The sequence below is a fragment of the Ruegeria sp. YTSC106 genome, assembly GCF_059609765.1.
On sequence record NZ_JBXWMI010000005.1, the window covers coordinates 236,425 to 254,527 of the forward strand.

An 18,103-nucleotide genomic window follows, 5' to 3' on the forward strand; every position below is an offset into this window, starting at 1 on the left:
TCACGATCAACATTCGGTCAGCGTTCTCACTTGCCCCCCCTTGCAGCCCCCCTTAGCCGACACTAAGACTCAGGTAACACTTGTTGGGATATTGTCCCGATCCATAGCTAAACAGGCAGGTTACGAATGTTCGATCCCGTAGAAACCTACATGAATACACTTGTCCCCATGGTCGTTGAGCAGACCAGCCGGGGCGAGCGCGCCTATGATATTTTCTCCCGCCTGCTGAAAGAGCGGATCATATTCATCAACGGACCGATCCATGATGGGATGAGCCATCTTGTTGTGGCGCAATTGCTGCACCTCGAGGCGGAAAACCCGAACAAGGAAATCTCGATCTACATCAACTCGCCTGGCGGAGTGGTGACCAGCGGTTTGTCGATTTACGACACAATGCAATACATCAAGCCGAAATGTTCCACATTGGTTATCGGTCAGGCGGCCTCGATGGGGTCGGTTCTGTTGGCCGGGGGCGAGAAGGGAATGCGCTTTTCACTGCCCAACAGCCGCATCATGGTGCACCAGCCCAGCGGCGGATACCAGGGCCAGGCCAGTGACATCATGATTCACGCGGCTGAAACGCAGAAGCTGAAGGATCGCCTGTATGACATCTACGTACGTCACACCGGACAGACGAAAAAGGCAGTCGAAAAAGCACTGGATCGTGACAATTTCATGAGCCCTGAAGAGGCCAAGGAATGGGGTCACATCGACGAGATTGTCGAAAACCGAGCGAAAATGGACACGGAAGAGGCCTGAGGCCAATACCCCGCGTCACCGGCGCGGGGGTCATTTTGAGATTGTAGCCGCCAGAGTGCTGGCCTAAGCTGCACACACAGGTGTAAGCGCCCCCGAAAAGGGGTGCAGGGACGAAGCCCGAAAGGTAGATCATGGCGACGAATTCAGGCGGCGATGGGAAAAACACGCTCTACTGCAGCTTCTGCGGCAAAAGCCAGCATGAAGTCCGTAAGCTGATCGCAGGTCCCACGGTTTTCATCTGTGATGAATGTGTTGAGCTGTGCATGGACATCATCCGCGAGGAGACCAAGGCCAGTGGGCTGAAGTCTTCTGACGGTGTTCCGACGCCCAAGGATATCTGCGAAGTACTGGACGATTATGTAATCGGTCAGGCCACCGCAAAGAGGGTTCTGTCGGTTGCCGTTCATAACCATTATAAGCGTTTGAACCATGCTCAGAAAGCGGGCAGCGATATCGAACTGTCGAAGTCGAATATCCTGCTGATCGGCCCGACCGGTTGTGGTAAAACGCTGCTGGCGCAGACATTGGCGCGCATTCTGGACGTCCCGTTTACCATGGCGGACGCGACTACGCTGACCGAAGCCGGGTATGTGGGCGAGGATGTCGAAAACATCATCCTCAAGCTGCTTCAGGCCAGTGAGTACAACGTCGAACGTGCACAGCGTGGCATTGTCTATATCGACGAGGTTGACAAGATTACCCGCAAGTCCGAGAACCCTTCGATCACGCGCGACGTGTCGGGTGAGGGCGTGCAGCAGGCTTTGCTGAAACTGATGGAAGGGACAGTGGCCAGCGTCCCCCCACAGGGTGGCCGCAAGCATCCCCAGCAGGAATTCCTGCAAGTGGACACGACGAACATTCTGTTCATCTGTGGCGGTGCATTCGCGGGTTTGGACAAGATCATCGCGCAACGCGGCAAAGGTTCGGCCATGGGTTTTGGCGCCGATGTGCGCGACAATGATGACCGCGGTGTCGGCGAGATATTCAAGGAACTGGAACCCGAGGATCTGCTGAAATTTGGCCTGATCCCGGAATTCGTCGGTCGTCTGCCGGTTCTGGCGACGCTTGAGGACCTGGATGAAGACGCGCTGGTGACTATCCTGACCAAGCCCAAGAACGCATTGGTCAAGCAATACCAGCGTCTGTTCGAACTGGAGGATGTTGAACTGGCCTTTACGGATGACGCCCTGAAGGCAATCGCCAAAAAGGCCATAGAGCGCAAAACCGGCGCGCGGGGTCTGCGGTCGATCCTGGAAGATATTCTGCTGGACACCATGTTCGAACTGCCTGGTATGAAGAATGTCAGCGAAGTTGTTGTGAACGAAGAGGCGGTCATCTCTGACTCGCAGCCTCTGTTCATCTATACTGACGCTGCTCCGGAGTCGGCATCGGCCGGATAAAATCGGCCATCGATCGCGGCTGTGGTTCGGTGTGCTGAATCGGTTGAGGGGGCTCTGCCCCCGCCGCCAAATGAGAACTTCCCCCGCGGTACTCCCAGCCAAAAGAAGCCGAGGATTTCCACCTGGAAGGTCTGCGCGTGCAAGTATGTACAACTCCGGCGGTTTCCCAAGCGGGTAAGGTGAATGGTCATGACGCTTAAACGCATTCCCTCTGGTGGTGAGTTCGAAGCAAAAGTCGGGTACTGCCGTGCAGTGGTCGCTGGCGGATGGGTTCATGTAGCCGGTACAGTCGGGCAGGGCGCGGGCGCGGTCGAACAATGCCGATCGGCGTTGGCTATCATCGAAAAGGCCTTGGCAGAGGCGGGGGCAGGCTTTGAAGATGTGGTTCGGGTCACCTACATGTTGCCGGACCGCAGCGAGTTCGAACCGTGCTGGCCGATTTTGGCCGAGACTTTCGGAGCCAATCCTCCGGCTGCGACAATGATCGAATGCGGTTTGATTGATCCGAAATACAGGATCGAGATCGAAGTGACCGCCTTTCTGTCGGAGTGACGCAGGTGGTATCAGGGGCACTGGACCTTGGCGGGCCTTTGGTCCATACCTTTCTTCGACGAAATGCCGGAGGCACCCGATGGGAATCCTGAACAGTCTTTTGCGAGCTGTGACCTGGTGGAATGGGTCGACTTTGAACACTCAGATCTACACTGCGCGCAAGGGCGTGAAAGTGGGCGAAGACAATGAAGGCAACGTGTTTTACCGCAATGCCGACGACAGCAGGCGTTGGGTTATTTTTAATGGTGAGGCCGAAGCCAGCCGGGTTGATCCTGAATGGCATGGTTGGTTGCATCGCACTTGGGACGAGCCTCCGACGGATAAACCGCTGCCGCATAAATCCTGGGAAAAACCACATCAGGAAAACCTGACCGGCACCGCGCTGGCCTATACTCCTGCCGGGTCTCTGCGTCGTGCAGAACCGATGGAGCGTAGGGACTATGAGGCCTGGAGCCCAGAATAGACGAGGCAAAAATGTCGACCCATAACTGGACCGAAATTCTTGTCGGCGGCGTCGTATTGGCCGGTGCCGTGGCATTTGGCGTTTATGCAAGTCAATCGACGGGCTTGTCGCAAGGTACCGCTGGATACGAACTGGGCGCGTCGTTCAGATCTCTGGAAGGGGTAGGCGTCGGCACGGATGTTCGCCTTGCCGGTGTCAAAATCGGAACCGTGACGGGTGTCAACCTCAACCCGGATACCTACCGGGCGGACACGACTTTCACGATTGCGGACGGGATTCTCGTGCCGGACGACAGTGCCATTGTCATTTCGTCAGAAGGTTTGCTGGGCGGAAACTTCGTCGAGGTAATGCCCGGCGGCTCGCCGTTCTTTTTTGATCCCGGCGATGAGATCGAGGATACCCAGGGCGCGGTCAGCCTGATCTCGCTTCTGGTCAAGTTTGTCGCCGGAGACGGCAGCGAATGATACGCGTCGCGTTTCTTGCCTTGTTGCTTTCCGGCACTGGTGCGGCCGCGCAGCAGAATGTTCAGTCTGGACCCGGGGCACTGTTGCGGGGCCTCGACAAGGTGAATGGCCAGACCGTCGATGTTGAATTGCAGACCGGCGAGACAGCAGCGGTTTTTGGGCTGGATGTCGCCTTGGGGGATTGCCGTTATCCCGTTGACAATCCAACGGGTGACGCTTTCGCCTATCTGACCATCTGGGAGAGCGGAAAGGCCGATCAGCTGTTTGACGGTTGGATGATCGCGACGTCCCCGGCTTTGAATGCGCTGGATCACGCGCGTTATGACGTTTGGGTCATACGGTGTATTACACTCGCTGCGGACTGATTTAGCGGCGCTGTGAAATCGGCGCTGAAGTTCAGGGCTTCTTCCAGCTCTTTCTTGTAGACACCGCGCGGAATTTCGATCGCCCCCAAAGAGGCCAGATGTGCGGTTAGAAACTGCGTGTCAAACAGACGGAACCCGGTTTGCCGCAGACGGTCCACAAGATACGCGAGGGCGATTTTCGAGGCGTCTTTGCGCCTTGAGAACATGCTTTCGCCAAAGAAGGCCGCGCCCAGGGTCACGCCATAGACGCCCCCCACCAGCACGGTGCCTTCCCAGACTTCCAACGAATGCGCATGACCGGTTTGGTGCAGCTGACGGTAAAGGTCGTGCAGCTGGGCGTTGATCCAGGTATCGGCCCTGTCGGCGCAGCCGTCGACGACGCCGGAAAAGTCCTGGTCGATTGAGATGTAGAACCCGCAGTTTCGAATGCGGCGTGCCAGGCTTCGGGATATGTGAAATCCGTCCAGTGGAAAGACGCCCCGGAACTTGGGATCGACCCAGAACAGGTCGGGGTCATCGCGATGCTCGGCCATCGGAAAGATACCGATGGAGTATCCATGCAGCAAAAGTTCGGGGGACAAGCTCATGTCAGGTATGAGTCAACCGGGGGGCACGGGCCCTCCGGTCCTTGGTGACTACTGTTCCATATTCTCCGCAAGCCAGCGCTCCAGCCAGTGGATGTTATAGTTGCCGCTGCGCAGATCGGGTTCCTGCAACAGGGCGTGGAACAGAGGGACAGTGGTGTCTATGCCGTCGACAATTAGTTCTCCCAATGCGCGTTCCAGTCGGGCCAGCGCTTCTGCCCGGTCGCGACCCTGCACGATCAGCTTGCCGATCAGAGAGTCGTAGTAGGGTGGAATCGAGTAACCGTCATAGAGCGCCGAGTCCATTCGAACCCCCAAGCCACCCGGCGCATGATACGCGGTAATCTTGCCGGGACAGGGCGAGAAATTGGGAAGCTTTTCGGCGTTGATCCGAACCTCGATGGCGTGGCCGTTGATTTCCAGATCGTCCTGACCGAACGACATCGGTTCACCCGCGGCGACAAGGATTTGTTCGCGCACCAGGTCGACGCCAAAAATAGCTTCGGTTACCGGGTGTTCCACCTGAAGACGGGTGTTCATCTCGATGAAATAGAACTCGCCATTCTCATACAGGAACTCGATCGTGCCGGCGCCGATATAGTTGATCTTGGCGACCGCGTCGGCGCAGACCTTGCCGATCTTGGCGCGTTCTTCGGGCGTGATGGAGGGACCTGGGGCCTCTTCGAATACTTTCTGGTGCCGCCGCTGTAGAGAGCAGTCACGCTCGCCCAGGTGAACGGCCTTGCCTTTACCGTCGCCAAAGACCTGAATCTCGATGTGGCGCGGCGTGGTTAGGTATTTCTCTATATAAACCTCGTCATTGCCAAAGGCGGCTTTGCCCTCGGCACGCGCGGTCATAAACGCGCTTTCCATCTCATTCGCGTTCATCGCGACTTTCATGCCGCGTCCGCCGCCACCTGCAGTGGCCTTGATGATGACAGGATAGCCGAATTCCTCACCGATCTTCTTGGCGGCCGCAAGATCAGGCACGCCACCATCAGATCCTGGAACGCAGGGCACGCCCAGAGCCTTCATCGTGTCCTTGGCTGTAATCTTGTCGCCCATGACGCGGATGTGTTCCGCTGTGGGGCCGATGAAAGTAATGCCGTGATCTTCGACGATCTGCACGAACTCGGCATTCTCGGACAGGAAGCCATAGCCGGGGTGGATCGCCTGCGCACCGGTGATTTCACAGGCCGAGATGATCGCGGGCACTGACAGGTAACTCTGGGGGCTAGGCGGGGGGCCGATGCAGACCGATTCGTCAGCCATGCGCACATGCATCGCGTCGCTATCCGCGGTGGAGTGGACGGCAACCGTCTTAATCCCCATCTCGCGGGCGGCGCGGATGACGCGCAGGGCGATCTCGCCTCGGTTGGCAATCAGGATCTTGTCGAACATGGGCCCGCCTTACTCGATAATGACCAGAGGGGTGCCGAACTCCACAGCGTCGCCATCGCCAACCAGAACACGCTTGATGGTACCCGACTTGGGTGCGTGGATGTGGTTCATGGTCTTCATTGCCTCGACGATCAATAGAGTGTCACCTTCGGAAACAGAAGCGCCGACCGAAATGAACGCAGGTGCGCCGGGCTCGGGCTGCATGTAGACGGTACCAACCATAGGGGAAGTTACAGCGCCGGGGTGGCTGGCCGGATCTTCCTGAGCGGCAGGAGCTTCCGCCACGACGGGGGCCGCTGCAGGGGCGGGTGCTGCTGCAGGTGCGGCGACCTGAACTGGCGCGGCCGCGGCTTGTGTCATACGGCTGACGCGGACGTTCAGGCTGTCTTCGTCGCCATACTCGCGCTTGACCTGCAGTTCGGTCAGATCGTTGTCGCGCAGCAACTCGGCCAGAGCTTTGATGAATGCCACATCCGCTTCGTGTTTGGTGTCTGTCATGAGTATCCTCGACGGTTCCCCTTTGGCCCGTCTGTTTCTTGCGGGCTCTGATCAAATTACGCAGGGTTATAGGCTAAGCGGCGGTGCATGAAAAGCGTCGACTCGCACCATCACAGGCGGGAATCTCGTATAATTTAAAGGGGCGGACAGGTTACAGAGGCATCCCTGACAATTTGGCGACCAGCTCAGGTAATTTGCGGGCCCCGAATTTCTCAAGCAGGCGGGCGCGATAGGCTTCGATTGTGCGGTAGCTCAGCCCCAATTCCACGCCGATTTCCTTGGCGGACAGGCCGCGGCAGGACAGGATCGCCACTTCGCGTTCTCGGACGGTCAATTCGACAAGGGGACGTTCTTCCGAGATGTCGGAAAAGCTCCAGATTCCATGCCGGAACGGGTCATCCGGTGTCAAGGAACGGCCACGGGCGCGGCACCAGAACAGATCGCCATTGCGTCGGCGCATGACGCGCTCATCCGTATAGTACCCGGTGTCACGCATCACTTGAAGGCTGCGTTCTCCGATCCTCTCCCAATCAGCAACCGACGGGTAAAGATGCAGCAACGGCATGTTGCGGTAATCGGTTTCTTCACCACCAAAAGTGCGGGCGAACTGCAGATTGCAGCGTCTGATGATCCGGTTTTCCAGCTCAACCAACCCGATCGGGGCATATTCAAAGGCGGGGTCACTCATTTGCCTATCGTGCCGGGAAACCACGCGGAATAGAAGAGGAGATGCGGTTTATTGTGACTGCTGATGCGCTGCTGATGTGTCATGGTTGTTGCGGTTTTTGTTAAGGGTGTAAATGCGACTTGAAAACTTGTGGGTAAACTACAGAAACACATGATATGTTCTGAAAACACGCGACCGAACCCTGGTCAGGAGAAGCCAATCATGCGCGATATGTTGACAGGAAGCCGCATCCGGGAAAGACGGCAGATTGCCGGGCTTCGGCAGGCAGAACTTGCGCGCCTGGCTGGGATATCGGCGTCTTATCTGAACCTGATCGAACATAACCGCCGAAGGATTGGTGGCAAATTACTGGTGGACATAGCGTCTGCTCTCTCTGTTGAACCTTCTGTCCTGACCCAGGGGATTGAAGCAACCCTTGTGACGGCCCTGCGGGAGGCGGCGGATGATGCCGTCGGGCAGCAGGCCGAAGTGGACGGGCTGGAGGAATTCGCCGGGCGTTTTCCCGGGTGGGCCGGGGTTCTTGCACAGATGCACCGCCGGGTTGTTTCGCTTGAGCGGAATGTCGAGGTCTTGTCAGATCGCCTGACGCATGACCCTCATCTTGCGGCATCAATGCACGAAGTGCTGTCCACAGCGGCCGCGATTCGTTCAACAGCGGCAATTCTTGCAGACACAAAGGACATCGAAGCCGAGTGGCGGGAGCGATTTCACAAAAACTTGCATCAGGATGCAGAACGGCTGGCCGGCAGCTCCAAGGCGCTTGTAACCTTTTTGGACGAAAGTGATTCGTCAGTTGATCCGCGCGGTGTTCCGCTTGAAGAGGTCGAAGCCTTCTTCGAATCCCGTAGGTACAGTTTTTCGGAACTGGAACAAGGGGAAGACGTGGATGCTGTTGATCTGAGTAGTCTCAACACGTCGGCTGCCCGAATTGTGGCGCGTGAAATTCTGGAGATGTATCGCGATGATGCAACTGTGTTGCCGCTGGATGCACTCAGATCGGGTCTGCAAGAAGACGACGCGGATCCCATCGCGTTGGCCAACCGTTTTTCCGTAGACGTCGCCACCATTCTCAGACGACTGGCATTTTTGCCCGAGGATGTGTTGCCGCAACCTGTTGGTATGGTGCTGTGCGATGCGTCCGGCAGCATATTGTTCATCAAGCCGATTCCGGGCTTTGCGTTGGCGAGGCATGGTGAGGTTTGCCCCCTATGGCCGTTGTTTTCGGCTTTGAGTCGTCCGCTTGTTCCTGTTCGCAAGCAAGTTGTCCAGATGGGCCGGACACCTGCTGAATTCGAATGCTTCGCCTATGCCTGGCCTTATGCTGTATTGGGGTATGATCAGGATCCCGCCTACCGCTCGGTCATGCTGGTTCGTTCGGTCAACGAAACAACAGGTGACGCACCGGTTACGCGGGTCGGGTCGAACTGCCGCGTCTGTCCCAACAATGCGTGCAAGGCCCGCCGCGAGCCGTCGATTTTGAGCGAAGGCTTTTGACACTTTCCCGGCAGAAGGCTTAGTCTAAAAAGGACCGGTCTCGGGATGGAGGAACGGTCTTGGGGAGGAACTGAAAATATGAGCCGCAAGGTTCTGTTGATCGAGGACGAGCCGAACATTGCCGAAGCAATCCGGTTCCTGCTGACCCGCGAGGGATGGCAGGTCGAAACGCATGGCGATGGAGCGGATGCGGTTCAGGTGATCCAGGGGGCACAACCCGACCTGGTCATTTTGGACGTCATGCTGCCGGGTAAGAGCGGCATGGATATTCTGCGGGACATCAGAGAGATGGAAGAACTGGCAGGTTTACCGGTTTTGATGCTGACCGCGCGCGGTCAATCGCGGGACAGGGAAATGGCGGAAAACGCAGGTGTCAGCCGTTTCATGACCAAACCGTTTTCCAATGCCGAAGTTCTGACGGCTGTGCGCGATCTTCACGCGCAGGCGACGCGAATATGATGACTGGCGAGGGCAACAAGGATAAACCACAGGTCACACGGCCCTCGCTTTTTCTCGAACGTCAAAGCTATCGCCGACGCAGGCTAACGGATGCAGCGCGGCTTCTACCTTTTTTGGGGGCGGCTTTGCTGGCGCTTCCGTTGCTGTGGCCCGATCAATCCAGTGGGGGTGCGGCCGTCCCCTTGTCTTCAGCGACTTATTACATTTTTGTCTGCTGGGGCGCGCTGATCCTGGTCGGGTTGGTTTTTGGCATTGCTGCCCGCCGTATAGGCGCGCGCGAGGATCGAGACGCGGACGCTGAGTGATGGCAACCATTAACACGCTGATCCTGGTCTGCCTTGCCTATGTCGTTTTCTTGTTCGCGGTAGCTTTCGCGGCTGACCGGATGGCCGCAGCACGGCGGGGAACGTGGTTGCGGTCTCCCCTGATATATACGTTGTCACTGTCGATCTATTGCACTGCCTGGACATTTTACGGTGCGGTGGGCAATGCCGCGCGGTCCGGTTTGGAGTTTGTCACCATCTATCTCGGCCCCACTCTGGTAATGGTCAGTTGGTGGTGGGGGTTGCGCAAGCTGGTGAGAGTCGGACGTAGTCAGCGGGTGACCTCCATCGCAGACCTGCTGTCGTCACGCTATGGCAAGTCAAACACATTGGCCGTGTGTGTGACCGTTCTAGCCGTGCTCGGCGGGACGCCCTACATCGCGCTCCAGTTGCAATCGATTACCCTGTCCTTTTCGATATTCGCCGAAGCCGATCCATCAGGCCTGTATCGCGAAGGGTCCAGCGTTTTCTGGGTCGCCGCGGGGCTGGCCGTGTTCGCAATTCTCTTCGGTACGCGCAATCTGGACGTGAACGAGCGTCACCACGGCGTCGTCACGGCCATTGCCGTTGAAGCCGTGGTCAAACTGTTTGCTCTTATCGCCGTGGGCGTTTTCGTAGTGTGGGGTATCGCTGGTGGCGTTGGCCCGATGATGGAACAGATCGATGCCTCGGAAATCGGACAGTGGAATGTCGATGCCGGTCGCTGGACGACTTTCATTTTTCTGTCCGCCGCGGCCTTTATCTGTCTGCCGCGCATGTTTCAGGTGATGGTGGTTGAAAACGATGACGAAAGTCATCTGAGAACGGCTGCCTGGGCGTTTCCGCTCTACCTGCTTTTGATGAGCCTGTTTGTCGTGCCAATTGCCGTCGTTGGTCTGGATCTGTTGCCAGAGGGGGCCAATCCCGACCTGTTCGTGCTGACCGTACCGTTGTCGCAGGGCAATGACTGGCTGGCGATGCTGTCCTTTATCGGTGGGTTTTCGTCCGCAACATCGATGGTTATCGTTAGCGCAATGGCCTTGTCGACGATGGTGTCGAACCATGTGGTCATGCCGATATGGCTGAACACCCATGAAGGAACAGGGTCAGTCTCGGGCGATGTGCGAAGCATTGTTTTGATAGCGCGCCGTGTTTCCATCGCCGTGATCATGGCGTTGGGTTACTTTTATTATCGGTTGTCCGGCGGTGGTGCTGCACTGGCATCGATAGGATTGATTGCCTTTGCCGGCATCTCGCAGATTCTGCCTGCTTTGGTCGGAGGGCTGTTCTGGCGCGGAGCAACCCGGACAGGGGCACTGATCGGGCTGAGCGTCGGTTTCATATTGTGGATTTATACACTTTTGTTGCCAGGTATGGGCGCGCCGTGGATGCCAGAGGCTGTAATGCAAAATGGGCTGTTCGGTCTTGCCTGGCTGCGTCCTCATGCTCTGTTCGGGATCGAAGGGATCGACCCGATGGTCCATACCGTGATGTGGTCTCTGTCCCTCAATACCATTGCATTTTGCGTGGCGTCCCTGCTGAGCTTTCCAAGCCCTCTGGAGCGTTTGCAGGGCGCGCAGTTCGTCAACGTTTTCGATCATTCGGTTTCACCGGGCGGCTGGTCCGGTTCGGTGGCGCAAAGCGAAGACCTGATGATAATGACTCAGCGTATTCTGGGCACCGCCCCGGCGCAGGAGTTCTTCCAGGCTGAGGCTGAAAAACAGGGTGGCCGGTCGCACATGCCGGAACCAACCCCGGGTTTCCTCAACCGTCTAGAGCGAGAGTTGAGCGGGTCGGTCGGAACCGCCACGGCACATGCGATGATCGCTCAGATCGTGGGCGGGTCTTCGGTTTCGGTTGAAGACCTGCTTGCGGTGGCGGATGAATCGGCGCAGCTTCTGGAGTACTCAGGGAAGTTGGAAGAGAAGTCGTCCGAATTGTCCCGCACGGCGCGCCAGCTGCGTGAAGCAAACACCAAGCTCACTCAGATTTCCGAGCAAAAAGACAGCTTCCTGAGTCAGGTCAGTCACGAATTACGTACGCCGATGACCTCGATCCGAGCTTTTTCCGAGATCATGCGGGATACAGAGGGCCTGAGCCGAGAGGAACAGACCCGCTATGCCGCAATCATTCACGATGAGGCCTTGCGCCTTACCCGGCTTCTCGACGATCTGCTGGACTTGAGCGTGCTCGAAAACGGGCAGGTCAATCTGAACCTCAGCGATGACAGTTTGCGTTCGGTTCTGGACCGCGCAGTGTCCAGTGCGCTGGCCGGAGCGGAAAGGAAAATCACGGTCCGGCGGACTCTTACGGCAGAGCGAATGTCCCTTCATACGGATCTGGACCGGTTGGGGCAGGTGTTCATCAATCTGATCTCGAACGCGCAGAAATACTGTGACGCGGAAGAACCGGTATTAGTCATATCAGCTCACGACGTCGGCGGGAGGGTTATCATCGATTTCATAGATAACGGCAGCGGCATTCCACCCGGTGCGCGGTCGATGGTGTTCGAGAAATTTGCCCGTGTCGGAGTCGACAAGGCAGGGGGGGCAGGTTTGGGGTTGGCGATTTGCCGAGAGATCATGCAGCGGTTGGGCGGCGAGATCACGTATCTGCCCGGGCAGGGCGGCGCGGCATTCCGGGTAAGCATGCCCTTAGCGTTCCAGCAGGCTGCGCAATGACCTCGTCGTAAAGAACTTCGTAACGCTCGGCGGGGTAAACCAATAGTCAGTTATTGGAACAACTGGTGATCGGGCGCCATGTCACAAACCGTCAGCGCCGCTTTGGCGCGCAAACTGTCTGTTGGACGAAAAGATTTAGGCGATCGTCCGCGTTCGGTTCTACGGGCGCTGCGCTTGGGGTTCGCGCGGGCAGCAAGCGATCGATTGAACCTTCCCTTGGCTGTCATCGGTGCAAAGCAAGCCAGCGGCTCTCAGGATGATCTGGTGGGATCTGTCGGTCAGGATTGGCTGCTGTTGGTTTTTGATGGACAGAAGGGCCGCGCTGCGATTTGCTTGAACCCGCACGTAGTGTCCGCCATTGTACAAACCCAGACCATCGGTGAAGTACTGCCCGGAGATCCCGAACCAAGGGTGTTTACAGATACGGATGCCGCCATGGCGGCGCCATTTATCGAATCCGCGCTGACTCTGTCCGCCGGCTTAATAGTCGCTGCGGACGAGCAGATTTGCCTGACAGGATATGAGCTTGCCGCACGTTCGGAAGATGCGCGCGGCTTGTCTTTGGCCATGTCTGCAGACGCGCACCATGTCTTTGATCTGACGGTTGATCTGGCCAACGGGGTGCAGCAAGGGCAGATATCCATTTTCCTTCCGGATCATCCTGCTGCGCCGGACAAAGTTGATGAGGTCACGGAAACGGCCGGTCCGAGGATTGCGCTATCATCGGGTGTTGTTCGGGCGGAACTGAACGCCGTTTTGTGCCGGATGTCGCTGCCATTGTCCGATCTGTCAACGATTCAACCCGGTAGTGTTTTGCCACTACACGGGGCACGTCTGGACGGAGCTGAGATATTGACTATCGACCGAACGCCAACGGGCATTGGTCGCCTTGGTCAGTGTGGCGGCTTGCGAGCCGTTCGATTGAACGAACATTCGGCTCTACCCGCCTTGTCTGGGGCTGATGCGCAGGAGTTTATCGAGAGCCGAGGGAGAATGCAGCCGCACGACCACCTGGCCGAATCGGTTTCCAATGCGGTGGATATGATGCCTCCGGCAACAGGGGACGAGGGTTTGGAACTGGCAGACAACGATCTGTCACTGAACGATTCCGAACCGATGGTCGCGGAGATTTCACAACTGGCTGGCCTTGACGCTGCCGACACAAATACCGACGCGGAATAAGGTTTAGTCCGCCCTGTTTCGGAATTGCTCCAGTGCGGGGCGCAGATTTTCCAGTTGATACCCGGCATTTGTCGTAGCGGTCAGAATGTCGTCCGTACTCATGCGGTCGCATTGACCAAGGGCCCAGACCACCGAACACCGAGTGCCCGAGGCGCAATAAGCTAAAACCGGACCATCGCAGCTTTCTGCCAGTTCGCGTTGCCGTCTTGCATTCTCGGGCGTCATGGTCTGGTGTGTCAGTTCCAATACTTCGTATTCCATACCAGCGGCACGAACGGCTTCACCGATTGCGTCGGATTGCATGATCGCGGGAACTTCAACATTGGGCCGGTTGCAGATCACCTTAACGAAGCCCGCCTCGACAATTGCCGGGACGTCTTCTACCGTGATCTGCGGCGAGACAGCATAGCGGGTCGTGATCGGTCGAATCTCCATATCAGATCCTTAGGCCGCGTTTGCAGCTCTGTCCAGTTGAGCGCCAAGCGTAGGCGCCATGAACATGCCGGCGACCATCGCAATCAGAAAGACCAGGCCACCCAGCCCACCATAAGTCAACGAGGCCATAGCTGGTCCGGGGCAAAGCCCGGCCAAGCCCCAGCCCATCCCGAAAAGGACCGAACCAACGATAAGCCTTTGATCAACCTCGGGCCTTGCAGGAGGCGGAAAATCGTCCCCGGTCAGGGCTTTGCGACCGATTGTCAGCCTCCACGCCACAAGCATCGGCAGGATGGCGCCACCCATCACAAAGGCAAGGGTCGGGTCCCAGTTTCCGAATACATCCAGCCAGCCCTGAACTTTGGTCGTGTCCGTCATACCTGAAATCAACAATCCGGCACCGAACAGGGATCCGGCAAGTAATGCAATGATAAGGCGCATCAGATCAGCTCCCAAACATGGCGCAGCAGGACGAGGGTCACTCCCCCAGCTAGGATATAGAATACGGTTGCCACGATGCCGCGCAGAGAAAACCGCGAGATGCCGCAGACCCCGTGACCCGACGTGCAGCCATTGGCGATACGCGTTCCGACGCCGACAAGAAGCCCGGCAAGAACAACAAGACCCAGATTGCTGGTAAGATGCGTTTGGGCCTCGGGAACGATCAGTGGCCGCAGCAGGAGCGGCACACCGATCAACCCGGCAATGAAGGTCAGGCGCTCGGGCCACGTACCGCCGGCCTCACCGTCGACAAGACCGCCCAAGATACCGCTTGCACCCATGATCCTGCCATTTCCAAGCAGGTACACGGCTCCGCCCAGGCCAATCAGCAGACCGCCGCACAGCCCCCAGATCCACTCGATGTTCATGTGGAGTTATCCTTTTTGATCGATTTGACTTGCGTCAGATTTTGTTCACCGGCAGCTTCAGAAAGACATCGCCTTGATCATCGGCCGGAGGCATTTGACCCGCCCTCATATTGACTTGCAGAGAGGGCAGGATCAGACGTGGCATGGCCAGTGTGGCGTCCCTTGCGTCACGCATTTCCACGAATTCTTCGATGCTGCGCCCTTGTCCGATATGAACATTTAGCGCTTTCTGTTCACCTACCGTCGTTTCCCACGCGTATTCATCACGGCCCGGTGCTTTGTAATCATGCCCGACATAGATTCGCGTTTCGTCTGGCAGCGACAGGATTTTCTGGATCGATTCAAACAATTTCGCTGACGACCCTCCGGGAAAATCACAGCGGGCTGTGCCAAAATCGGGCATGAACAGCGTGTCGCCTACAAAGGCTGCGTCGCCTATTACGTAGGTCAGGCAGGCTGGGGTATGGCCGGGGGTGTGCAGAACATCGCTTCGCATCTGGCCGATGTGAAAACTGTCACCCTCCGAGAACAAGGCGTCGAACTGGCTGCCATCGCGCTGGAACTCGGTTCCTTCATTGAAAACTTTGCCGAATGTGTCCTGCACGGTGACGATCTGAGCGCCGATTCCAATTTTGCCACCCAGTTCCTGTTGCAGATAGGGGGCAGCTGACAGGTGATCTGCGTGAACATGGCTTTCCAGTATCCACTCGACCTTTAAATCGTGCGCGCGCACATAGTCGATGATTGCGTCAGCCGATTTTGTCGCCGTGCGCCCCGAGGCGTGATCGAAATCCAGAACGCTGTCGATGATGGCGCAGGCACGTCCCTGCGGCTCATGAGCAACGTAGGACACCGTGAAGGTCTGATCGTCAAAAAACGCTTTCACAGCGGGTGTCATGATTTCCTCCGTATCGGTTACCATATATCATATATGCAAAATGGAATGTGATGCAACATCGAAACTGCATTTGATGCGGGTCAAGGCATTCACGGTTAAATCAGATTAAACTTTAACCCATCCGCGCCGGATTGCCGAAATTACAAATGCGTTGGGCAATATCCCGCACAAGGTGAGGTTATTATTTTCGGGTCTTATTCCCGTTACCTAAATCTGGAATACTGACGACACTTGGGAGGGTATTATGACAACAAAAAGTCTTTATTCCGAAGCTGAACAGCTTGAACAAAAGCTCAGGAACGCGTCCCTTGATACGCGCTTGGCGCTTCAACCAAGTGTGAGCAAGGTTATTGACCGTATGAGGCAGGAGGGGATGCAAGTGCCGTCCCGACTGCGTCGTCTGGATGCAGCCTTGTGCGAAGACGCCATTGAAGCGTTGTTCGATAACTTGCCGGTTTGAGTTGGGCGGTCATCCGAAGGATATTCCGAGGATGACCAGCATCAATCCAAGCACTGACAGGAACAAAGAAGCTAGGTTCCAGGGTAATACGCCCTGAACGACAGCGCGCAACTCGTCGTCCGACAGACCGGCCTTGCGCGCCTTCATCACGCGAAGAATGCACCAAACCAGACCGGCAAGCCCGGCCAGTGAAAGGGCCGCACCGCCCCATGTGATGAATTCGAACATGATGCCCTGCATTTCCTCGCAAACTCCCTCTGCGCTTAGCGGATCGGATCCCATCGTACAAGTGCGCTAGTAGATTGGGTGCTTGCGACCCGGGCGGCGGCATTGTATCCGGCATCCTGCACCAGACTTCAGCCTTTGGGAGAGACGCGTATGGAAGTCATCATCGAAGATCAGGCCGCGGCCAACTATCGCTTTATGGCAGGCGAGCTGCGTCAGTTCATCGAGTGGTTTGAGTGTCTGAATGCAGAGAAAAAGCACCTGACGGAACAACACAAAGAAGTCATGGCTGAAGCCAAGTCGCGTGGCCACACCCATCACTGGAAAACTGTTTTATATACGTGACGACAAAGACTTAAGACGAATACAAGTAGTTAAAACTGTATTCTCTTGGCGGTGGTGGTCCAGAATTAGGAAGATAAAGATGAGCATGTCTGAAGAAGCAGAAGCAAGTTACAAGGTCACCTCTGGGGAACTGCGCCAATTTGTAGAGCGTATCGAGCGCCTGGAGTTGGAAAAGAAAGACATCGCGGACCAAATAAAAGAAGTGTATTCAGAGAGTAAGTCGCGTGGCTACGATGTGAAGGCCCTTCGCAGCATCATTTCTCTCAGAAAAAGAGATAAGGATGATATTGCTGAGCAAGAGGCAGTTATTGAGATGTACAAGGAAGCCTTGGGCATGAACTAATGCCGGTGCTTTTTTGAAGCACTCTTTCGGGCGCGCCGCTGAATGATCTGGTCATACTCCAAATATCAAACTGCATTTCGCATGTAGGGCCGATCAGTATCACTGACGGCTCTTACGGCATTTGGCTCGATAGTGTTCTGAACTCAGCGCTCAGTTATGAAGGACAGTCCGGAAACGAGCTGTCTCAATCCAAGCGCTGCACCTGCAAAGATCGCAGCGAATGTAACTGGTGCGCTGTAGGCCAGAAGCGAGAAGGCGGATATGCCTTGTCCGACGCTGCAACCTACTGCGATGATCGCTCCCGGTCCCATGATCGCTGCGCCCAGCATTTGTCGCTTTAGTTCACGTGGATCTTCGCATGCTTCCCAGCGAAAATGGCCTTTTGACCAAGATCCCAAAAACGCGCCGATGAGAACTCCTGAGACTGACCCGACTGCGAAAGACAAAGTGTTTCCGGACGCCGTCATAAGGTAGAACATCGTGTCCCCAAGGGGGGCAGCGAAGGTATGAGTTTGCACCGGCTCACCGTCGAAACCCTGTGTCGCCACCCAATTCGTGCCAAGCCAGCCTGAAACGATCGCCAGCCCAACCACAGATCCCCAGAACACGTGTTTCGGAGCGCGGCGGAACTGTTGGTTCGCCAAAGCGAATATCACCAAAACAGCACCGACAGCAGAGCCGATGAGCCAGGCTGGAATAGAGGTCAACCGTTCACCAAGGAAGCTGATGCTCTGAGGGCCGCTGAGATCCATTTCCACCGGGAAGACCCAAACCCGCAGATAAGCCAAGGGACCTGACATTACGACATACGCTGAAAGACCCATGATCAGAACGATGACGAAGGATCGAAGGTCGCCACCTCCCAACCTTGCCAGCGCGCCATAGCCGCAGTTTCCGCTGATGGCCATTCCGTAACCAAACATGAGGCCACCCACGATCGACCCGAGTGGGTTCCAGGTCTGCGCAAGGTAGCGTGTTCCGATAGGGTCAAGCCAGCCGAACGCCATTGCGGTATGGCTTCCGACAATTGCAACACCGATCGCAATTGCCCACATGCGCAGTCGCCGGTCATCATCTGCGTAAAGATAGTCTTCGATTGCACCCAACGTGCAAAATCGGCCGACACGCGCGGCCAGTCCCAACACGATTCCACCAATCAAACCGATCAGAGCAACGGTATTTGCGTCTCCCAATGCTTCGAACATTGCCAGTCTCCTCCCAAAGCTGGCGGCGTTT

At 56.6% G+C, this 18,103-nt stretch carries 23 protein-coding genes and 1 pseudogene; 14 read left to right on the forward strand and 10 right to left on the reverse strand.

Going from position 1 to position 18,103, the window contains the following annotated elements:
• Positions 1–126: 126 nt before the first annotated feature.
• The 6 genes from AC2FEB_RS09465 to AC2FEB_RS09490 all read left to right on the forward strand — a co-directional run bounded on the left by AC2FEB_RS09465 (position 127) and on the right by AC2FEB_RS09490 (position 4,003).
• On the forward strand, positions 127–759 hold the full coding sequence (locus AC2FEB_RS09465) for an ATP-dependent Clp protease proteolytic subunit (protein WP_117869644.1): 633 nt from the start codon (positions 127–129) through the stop codon (positions 757–759).
• Positions 760–890: 131 nt separating this feature from the next.
• Positions 891–2,159, forward strand: a complete 1,269-nt coding sequence (gene clpX, locus AC2FEB_RS09470) for an ATP-dependent Clp protease ATP-binding subunit ClpX (RefSeq protein ID WP_117869643.1) — start codon at positions 891–893, stop codon at positions 2,157–2,159.
• A gap of 189 nt (positions 2,160–2,348) precedes the next feature.
• Positions 2,349–2,711 carry a RidA family protein gene (locus AC2FEB_RS09475; protein ID WP_496673988.1) on the forward strand — a complete coding sequence of 121 codons (363 nt, stop codon included), beginning with the start codon at positions 2,349–2,351 and terminating at the stop codon, positions 2,709–2,711.
• A gap of 79 nt (positions 2,712–2,790) precedes the next feature.
• Entirely contained in the window at positions 2,791–3,174 is a 384-nt protein-coding gene (locus tag AC2FEB_RS09480; protein WP_117869642.1) for an NADH:ubiquinone oxidoreductase subunit NDUFA12, read from the forward strand.
• Between the two features lie 11 nt (positions 3,175–3,185).
• The gene (gene mlaD, locus AC2FEB_RS09485) at positions 3,186–3,638 is read left to right on the forward strand and encodes an outer membrane lipid asymmetry maintenance protein MlaD (RefSeq protein ID WP_117869641.1); all 453 of its coding nucleotides are present in this window, start codon (positions 3,186–3,188) and stop codon (positions 3,636–3,638) included.
• On the forward strand, positions 3,635–4,003 hold the full coding sequence (locus AC2FEB_RS09490) for a DUF2155 domain-containing protein (RefSeq protein ID WP_117869640.1): 369 nt from the start codon (positions 3,635–3,637) through the stop codon (positions 4,001–4,003). The genes mlaD and AC2FEB_RS09490 overlap by 4 nt, the downstream gene beginning before the upstream one ends.
• On the opposite strand, the gene aat is transcribed toward AC2FEB_RS09490, so the two are convergent.
• The 4 genes from aat to AC2FEB_RS09510 form a co-directional block, all read right to left on the reverse strand.
• On the reverse strand, positions 3,958–4,590 hold the full coding sequence (aat, locus tag AC2FEB_RS09495) for a leucyl/phenylalanyl-tRNA--protein transferase (protein ID WP_496673993.1): 633 nt from the start codon (positions 4,588–4,590) through the stop codon (positions 3,958–3,960). The genes AC2FEB_RS09490 and aat overlap by 46 nt on opposite strands.
• A 48-nt stretch (positions 4,591–4,638) precedes the next feature.
• Complete coding sequence (accC, locus tag AC2FEB_RS09500; protein WP_117869638.1) at positions 4,639–5,988, reverse strand: acetyl-CoA carboxylase biotin carboxylase subunit; 1,350 nt, start codon at positions 5,986–5,988, stop codon at positions 4,639–4,641.
• A gap of 9 nt (positions 5,989–5,997) precedes the next feature.
• A complete protein-coding gene (accB, locus tag AC2FEB_RS09505) occupies positions 5,998–6,486 on the reverse strand; it encodes an acetyl-CoA carboxylase biotin carboxyl carrier protein (protein WP_299639782.1) in 489 nt (162 codons plus the stop codon).
• A 151-nt stretch (positions 6,487–6,637) separates the two neighbouring features.
• Positions 6,638–7,174 (reverse strand): LuxR C-terminal-related transcriptional regulator, encoded by a 537-nt coding sequence (locus AC2FEB_RS09510; RefSeq protein WP_496673997.1) that lies wholly within the window; start codon positions 7,172–7,174, stop codon positions 6,638–6,640.
• Between the two features lie 201 nt (positions 7,175–7,375).
• On the opposite strand from AC2FEB_RS09510, the gene AC2FEB_RS09515 reads away from it, so the two are divergent.
• From AC2FEB_RS09515 to AC2FEB_RS09535, 5 genes are all read left to right on the forward strand, one after another.
• Positions 7,376–8,668: a helix-turn-helix domain-containing protein gene (locus tag AC2FEB_RS09515; RefSeq protein ID WP_496674000.1), complete on the forward strand. Its 1,293-nt coding sequence runs from the start codon at positions 7,376–7,378 to the stop codon at positions 8,666–8,668.
• 78 nt (positions 8,669–8,746) lie between these two features.
• Positions 8,747–9,127, forward strand: a complete 381-nt coding sequence (locus tag AC2FEB_RS09520; RefSeq protein ID WP_117869634.1) for a response regulator transcription factor — start codon at positions 8,747–8,749, stop codon at positions 9,125–9,127.
• Positions 9,124–9,432, forward strand: coding sequence for a hypothetical protein (locus tag AC2FEB_RS09525; RefSeq protein WP_254683698.1), 309 nt, complete (start codon positions 9,124–9,126; stop codon positions 9,430–9,432). The genes AC2FEB_RS09520 and AC2FEB_RS09525 overlap by 4 nt, the downstream gene beginning before the upstream one ends.
• The gene (locus AC2FEB_RS09530; RefSeq protein WP_117869633.1) at positions 9,432–12,110 is read left to right on the forward strand and encodes a sensor histidine kinase; all 2,679 of its coding nucleotides are present in this window, start codon (positions 9,432–9,434) and stop codon (positions 12,108–12,110) included. Before AC2FEB_RS09525 ends, AC2FEB_RS09530 begins: the two co-directional genes overlap by 1 nt.
• Positions 12,111–12,188: 78 nt before the next feature.
• Positions 12,189–13,292 (forward strand): FliM/FliN family flagellar motor C-terminal domain-containing protein, encoded by a 1,104-nt coding sequence (locus AC2FEB_RS09535; protein WP_496674005.1) that lies wholly within the window; start codon positions 12,189–12,191, stop codon positions 13,290–13,292.
• Positions 13,293–13,295: 3 nt separating this feature from the next.
• Here the strand turns inward: AC2FEB_RS09535 and AC2FEB_RS09540 are convergent, their stop codons facing one another.
• The 4 genes from AC2FEB_RS09540 to AC2FEB_RS09555 are packed head-to-tail and all read right to left on the reverse strand — an operon-like array spanning position 13,296 to position 15,494.
• Positions 13,296–13,727 carry a protein tyrosine phosphatase family protein gene (locus AC2FEB_RS09540; protein WP_496674008.1) on the reverse strand — a complete coding sequence of 144 codons (432 nt, stop codon included), beginning with the start codon at positions 13,725–13,727 and terminating at the stop codon, positions 13,296–13,298.
• A 9-nt stretch (positions 13,728–13,736) separates the two neighbouring features.
• On the reverse strand, positions 13,737–14,168 hold the full coding sequence (locus AC2FEB_RS09545; protein ID WP_299639766.1) for a DUF6691 family protein: 432 nt from the start codon (positions 14,166–14,168) through the stop codon (positions 13,737–13,739).
• Positions 14,168–14,596: a YeeE/YedE family protein gene (locus tag AC2FEB_RS09550; RefSeq protein WP_496674012.1), complete on the reverse strand. Its 429-nt coding sequence runs from the start codon at positions 14,594–14,596 to the stop codon at positions 14,168–14,170. Before AC2FEB_RS09550 ends, AC2FEB_RS09545 begins: the two co-directional genes overlap by 1 nt.
• A gap of 34 nt (positions 14,597–14,630) precedes the next feature.
• Entirely contained in the window at positions 14,631–15,494 is an 864-nt protein-coding gene (locus AC2FEB_RS09555) for an MBL fold metallo-hydrolase (RefSeq protein WP_496674015.1), read from the reverse strand.
• Between the two features lie 244 nt (positions 15,495–15,738).
• Here AC2FEB_RS09555 and AC2FEB_RS09560 point away from each other — a divergent pair, with 244 nt between their 5' ends.
• Complete coding sequence (locus AC2FEB_RS09560; RefSeq protein WP_117869627.1) at positions 15,739–15,954, forward strand: hypothetical protein; 216 nt, start codon at positions 15,739–15,741, stop codon at positions 15,952–15,954.
• Between the two features lie 9 nt (positions 15,955–15,963).
• Here AC2FEB_RS09560 and AC2FEB_RS09565 read toward each other — a convergent pair whose 3' ends face one another.
• Positions 15,964–16,182 (reverse strand): hypothetical protein, encoded by a 219-nt coding sequence (locus tag AC2FEB_RS09565; RefSeq protein ID WP_117872808.1) that lies wholly within the window; start codon positions 16,180–16,182, stop codon positions 15,964–15,966.
• A gap of 150 nt (positions 16,183–16,332) precedes the next feature.
• On the opposite strand from AC2FEB_RS09565, the pseudogene AC2FEB_RS09570 reads away from it, so the two are divergent.
• Both AC2FEB_RS09570 and AC2FEB_RS09575 read left to right on the forward strand, forming a co-directional pair.
• A pseudogene (locus AC2FEB_RS09570) lies at positions 16,333–16,491 on the forward strand (GapR family DNA-binding domain-containing protein); the annotation flags it as partial.
• Between the two features lie 112 nt (positions 16,492–16,603).
• A complete protein-coding gene (locus AC2FEB_RS09575; protein ID WP_117869625.1) occupies positions 16,604–16,867 on the forward strand; it encodes a DUF2312 domain-containing protein in 264 nt (87 codons plus the stop codon).
• A 143-nt stretch (positions 16,868–17,010) separates the two neighbouring features.
• Here the strand turns inward: AC2FEB_RS09575 and AC2FEB_RS09580 are convergent, their stop codons facing one another.
• On the reverse strand, positions 17,011–18,072 hold the full coding sequence (locus AC2FEB_RS09580; RefSeq protein ID WP_496674022.1) for a YeeE/YedE family protein: 1,062 nt from the start codon (positions 18,070–18,072) through the stop codon (positions 17,011–17,013).
• Positions 18,073–18,103: the final 31 nt, after the last annotated feature.

Excerpts from the sequence above, each read along its gene's own strand:
- AC2FEB_RS09545 (WP_299639766.1), bottom strand. The coding sequence starts at position 14,168 with ATGCGCCTTATCATTGCATTACTTGCCGGATCCCTGTTCGGTGCCGGA.
- AC2FEB_RS09525 (WP_254683698.1), top strand. The coding sequence starts at position 9,124 with ATGATGACTGGCGAGGGCAACAAGGATAAACCACAGGTCACACGGCCC.
- AC2FEB_RS09515 (WP_496674000.1), top strand. The coding sequence starts at position 7,376 with ATGCGCGATATGTTGACAGGAAGCCGCATCCGGGAAAGACGGCAGATT.
- AC2FEB_RS09540 (WP_496674008.1), bottom strand. The coding sequence starts at position 13,727 with ATGGAGATTCGACCGATCACGACCCGCTATGCTGTCTCGCCGCAGATC.
- AC2FEB_RS09480 (WP_117869642.1), top strand. The coding sequence starts at position 2,791 with ATGGGAATCCTGAACAGTCTTTTGCGAGCTGTGACCTGGTGGAATGGG.
- AC2FEB_RS09550 (WP_496674012.1), bottom strand. The coding sequence starts at position 14,596 with ATGAACATCGAGTGGATCTGGGGGCTGTGCGGCGGTCTGCTGATTGGC.
- AC2FEB_RS09555 (WP_496674015.1), bottom strand. The coding sequence starts at position 15,494 with ATGACACCCGCTGTGAAAGCGTTTTTTGACGATCAGACCTTCACGGTG.
- AC2FEB_RS09560 (WP_117869627.1), top strand. The coding sequence starts at position 15,739 with ATGACAACAAAAAGTCTTTATTCCGAAGCTGAACAGCTTGAACAAAAG.
- AC2FEB_RS09465 (WP_117869644.1), top strand. The coding sequence starts at position 127 with ATGTTCGATCCCGTAGAAACCTACATGAATACACTTGTCCCCATGGTC.
- aat (WP_496673993.1), bottom strand. The coding sequence starts at position 4,590 with ATGAGCTTGTCCCCCGAACTTTTGCTGCATGGATACTCCATCGGTATC.
- AC2FEB_RS09510 (WP_496673997.1), bottom strand. The coding sequence starts at position 7,174 with ATGAGTGACCCCGCCTTTGAATATGCCCCGATCGGGTTGGTTGAGCTG.
- AC2FEB_RS09530 (WP_117869633.1), top strand. The coding sequence starts at position 9,432 with ATGGCAACCATTAACACGCTGATCCTGGTCTGCCTTGCCTATGTCGTT.
- mlaD (WP_117869641.1), top strand. The coding sequence starts at position 3,186 with ATGTCGACCCATAACTGGACCGAAATTCTTGTCGGCGGCGTCGTATTG.
- AC2FEB_RS09490 (WP_117869640.1), top strand. The coding sequence starts at position 3,635 with ATGATACGCGTCGCGTTTCTTGCCTTGTTGCTTTCCGGCACTGGTGCG.
- clpX (WP_117869643.1), top strand. The coding sequence starts at position 891 with ATGGCGACGAATTCAGGCGGCGATGGGAAAAACACGCTCTACTGCAGC.
- AC2FEB_RS09580 (WP_496674022.1), bottom strand. The coding sequence starts at position 18,072 with ATGTTCGAAGCATTGGGAGACGCAAATACCGTTGCTCTGATCGGTTTG.
- AC2FEB_RS09535 (WP_496674005.1), top strand. The coding sequence starts at position 12,189 with ATGTCACAAACCGTCAGCGCCGCTTTGGCGCGCAAACTGTCTGTTGGA.
- accB (WP_299639782.1), bottom strand. The coding sequence starts at position 6,486 with ATGACAGACACCAAACACGAAGCGGATGTGGCATTCATCAAAGCTCTG.
- AC2FEB_RS09475 (WP_496673988.1), top strand. The coding sequence starts at position 2,349 with ATGACGCTTAAACGCATTCCCTCTGGTGGTGAGTTCGAAGCAAAAGTC.
- AC2FEB_RS09565 (WP_117872808.1), bottom strand. The coding sequence starts at position 16,182 with ATGTTCGAATTCATCACATGGGGCGGTGCGGCCCTTTCACTGGCCGGG.
- AC2FEB_RS09520 (WP_117869634.1), top strand. The coding sequence starts at position 8,747 with ATGAGCCGCAAGGTTCTGTTGATCGAGGACGAGCCGAACATTGCCGAA.
- accC (WP_117869638.1), bottom strand. The coding sequence starts at position 5,988 with ATGTTCGACAAGATCCTGATTGCCAACCGAGGCGAGATCGCCCTGCGC.
- AC2FEB_RS09575 (WP_117869625.1), top strand. The coding sequence starts at position 16,604 with ATGAGCATGTCTGAAGAAGCAGAAGCAAGTTACAAGGTCACCTCTGGG.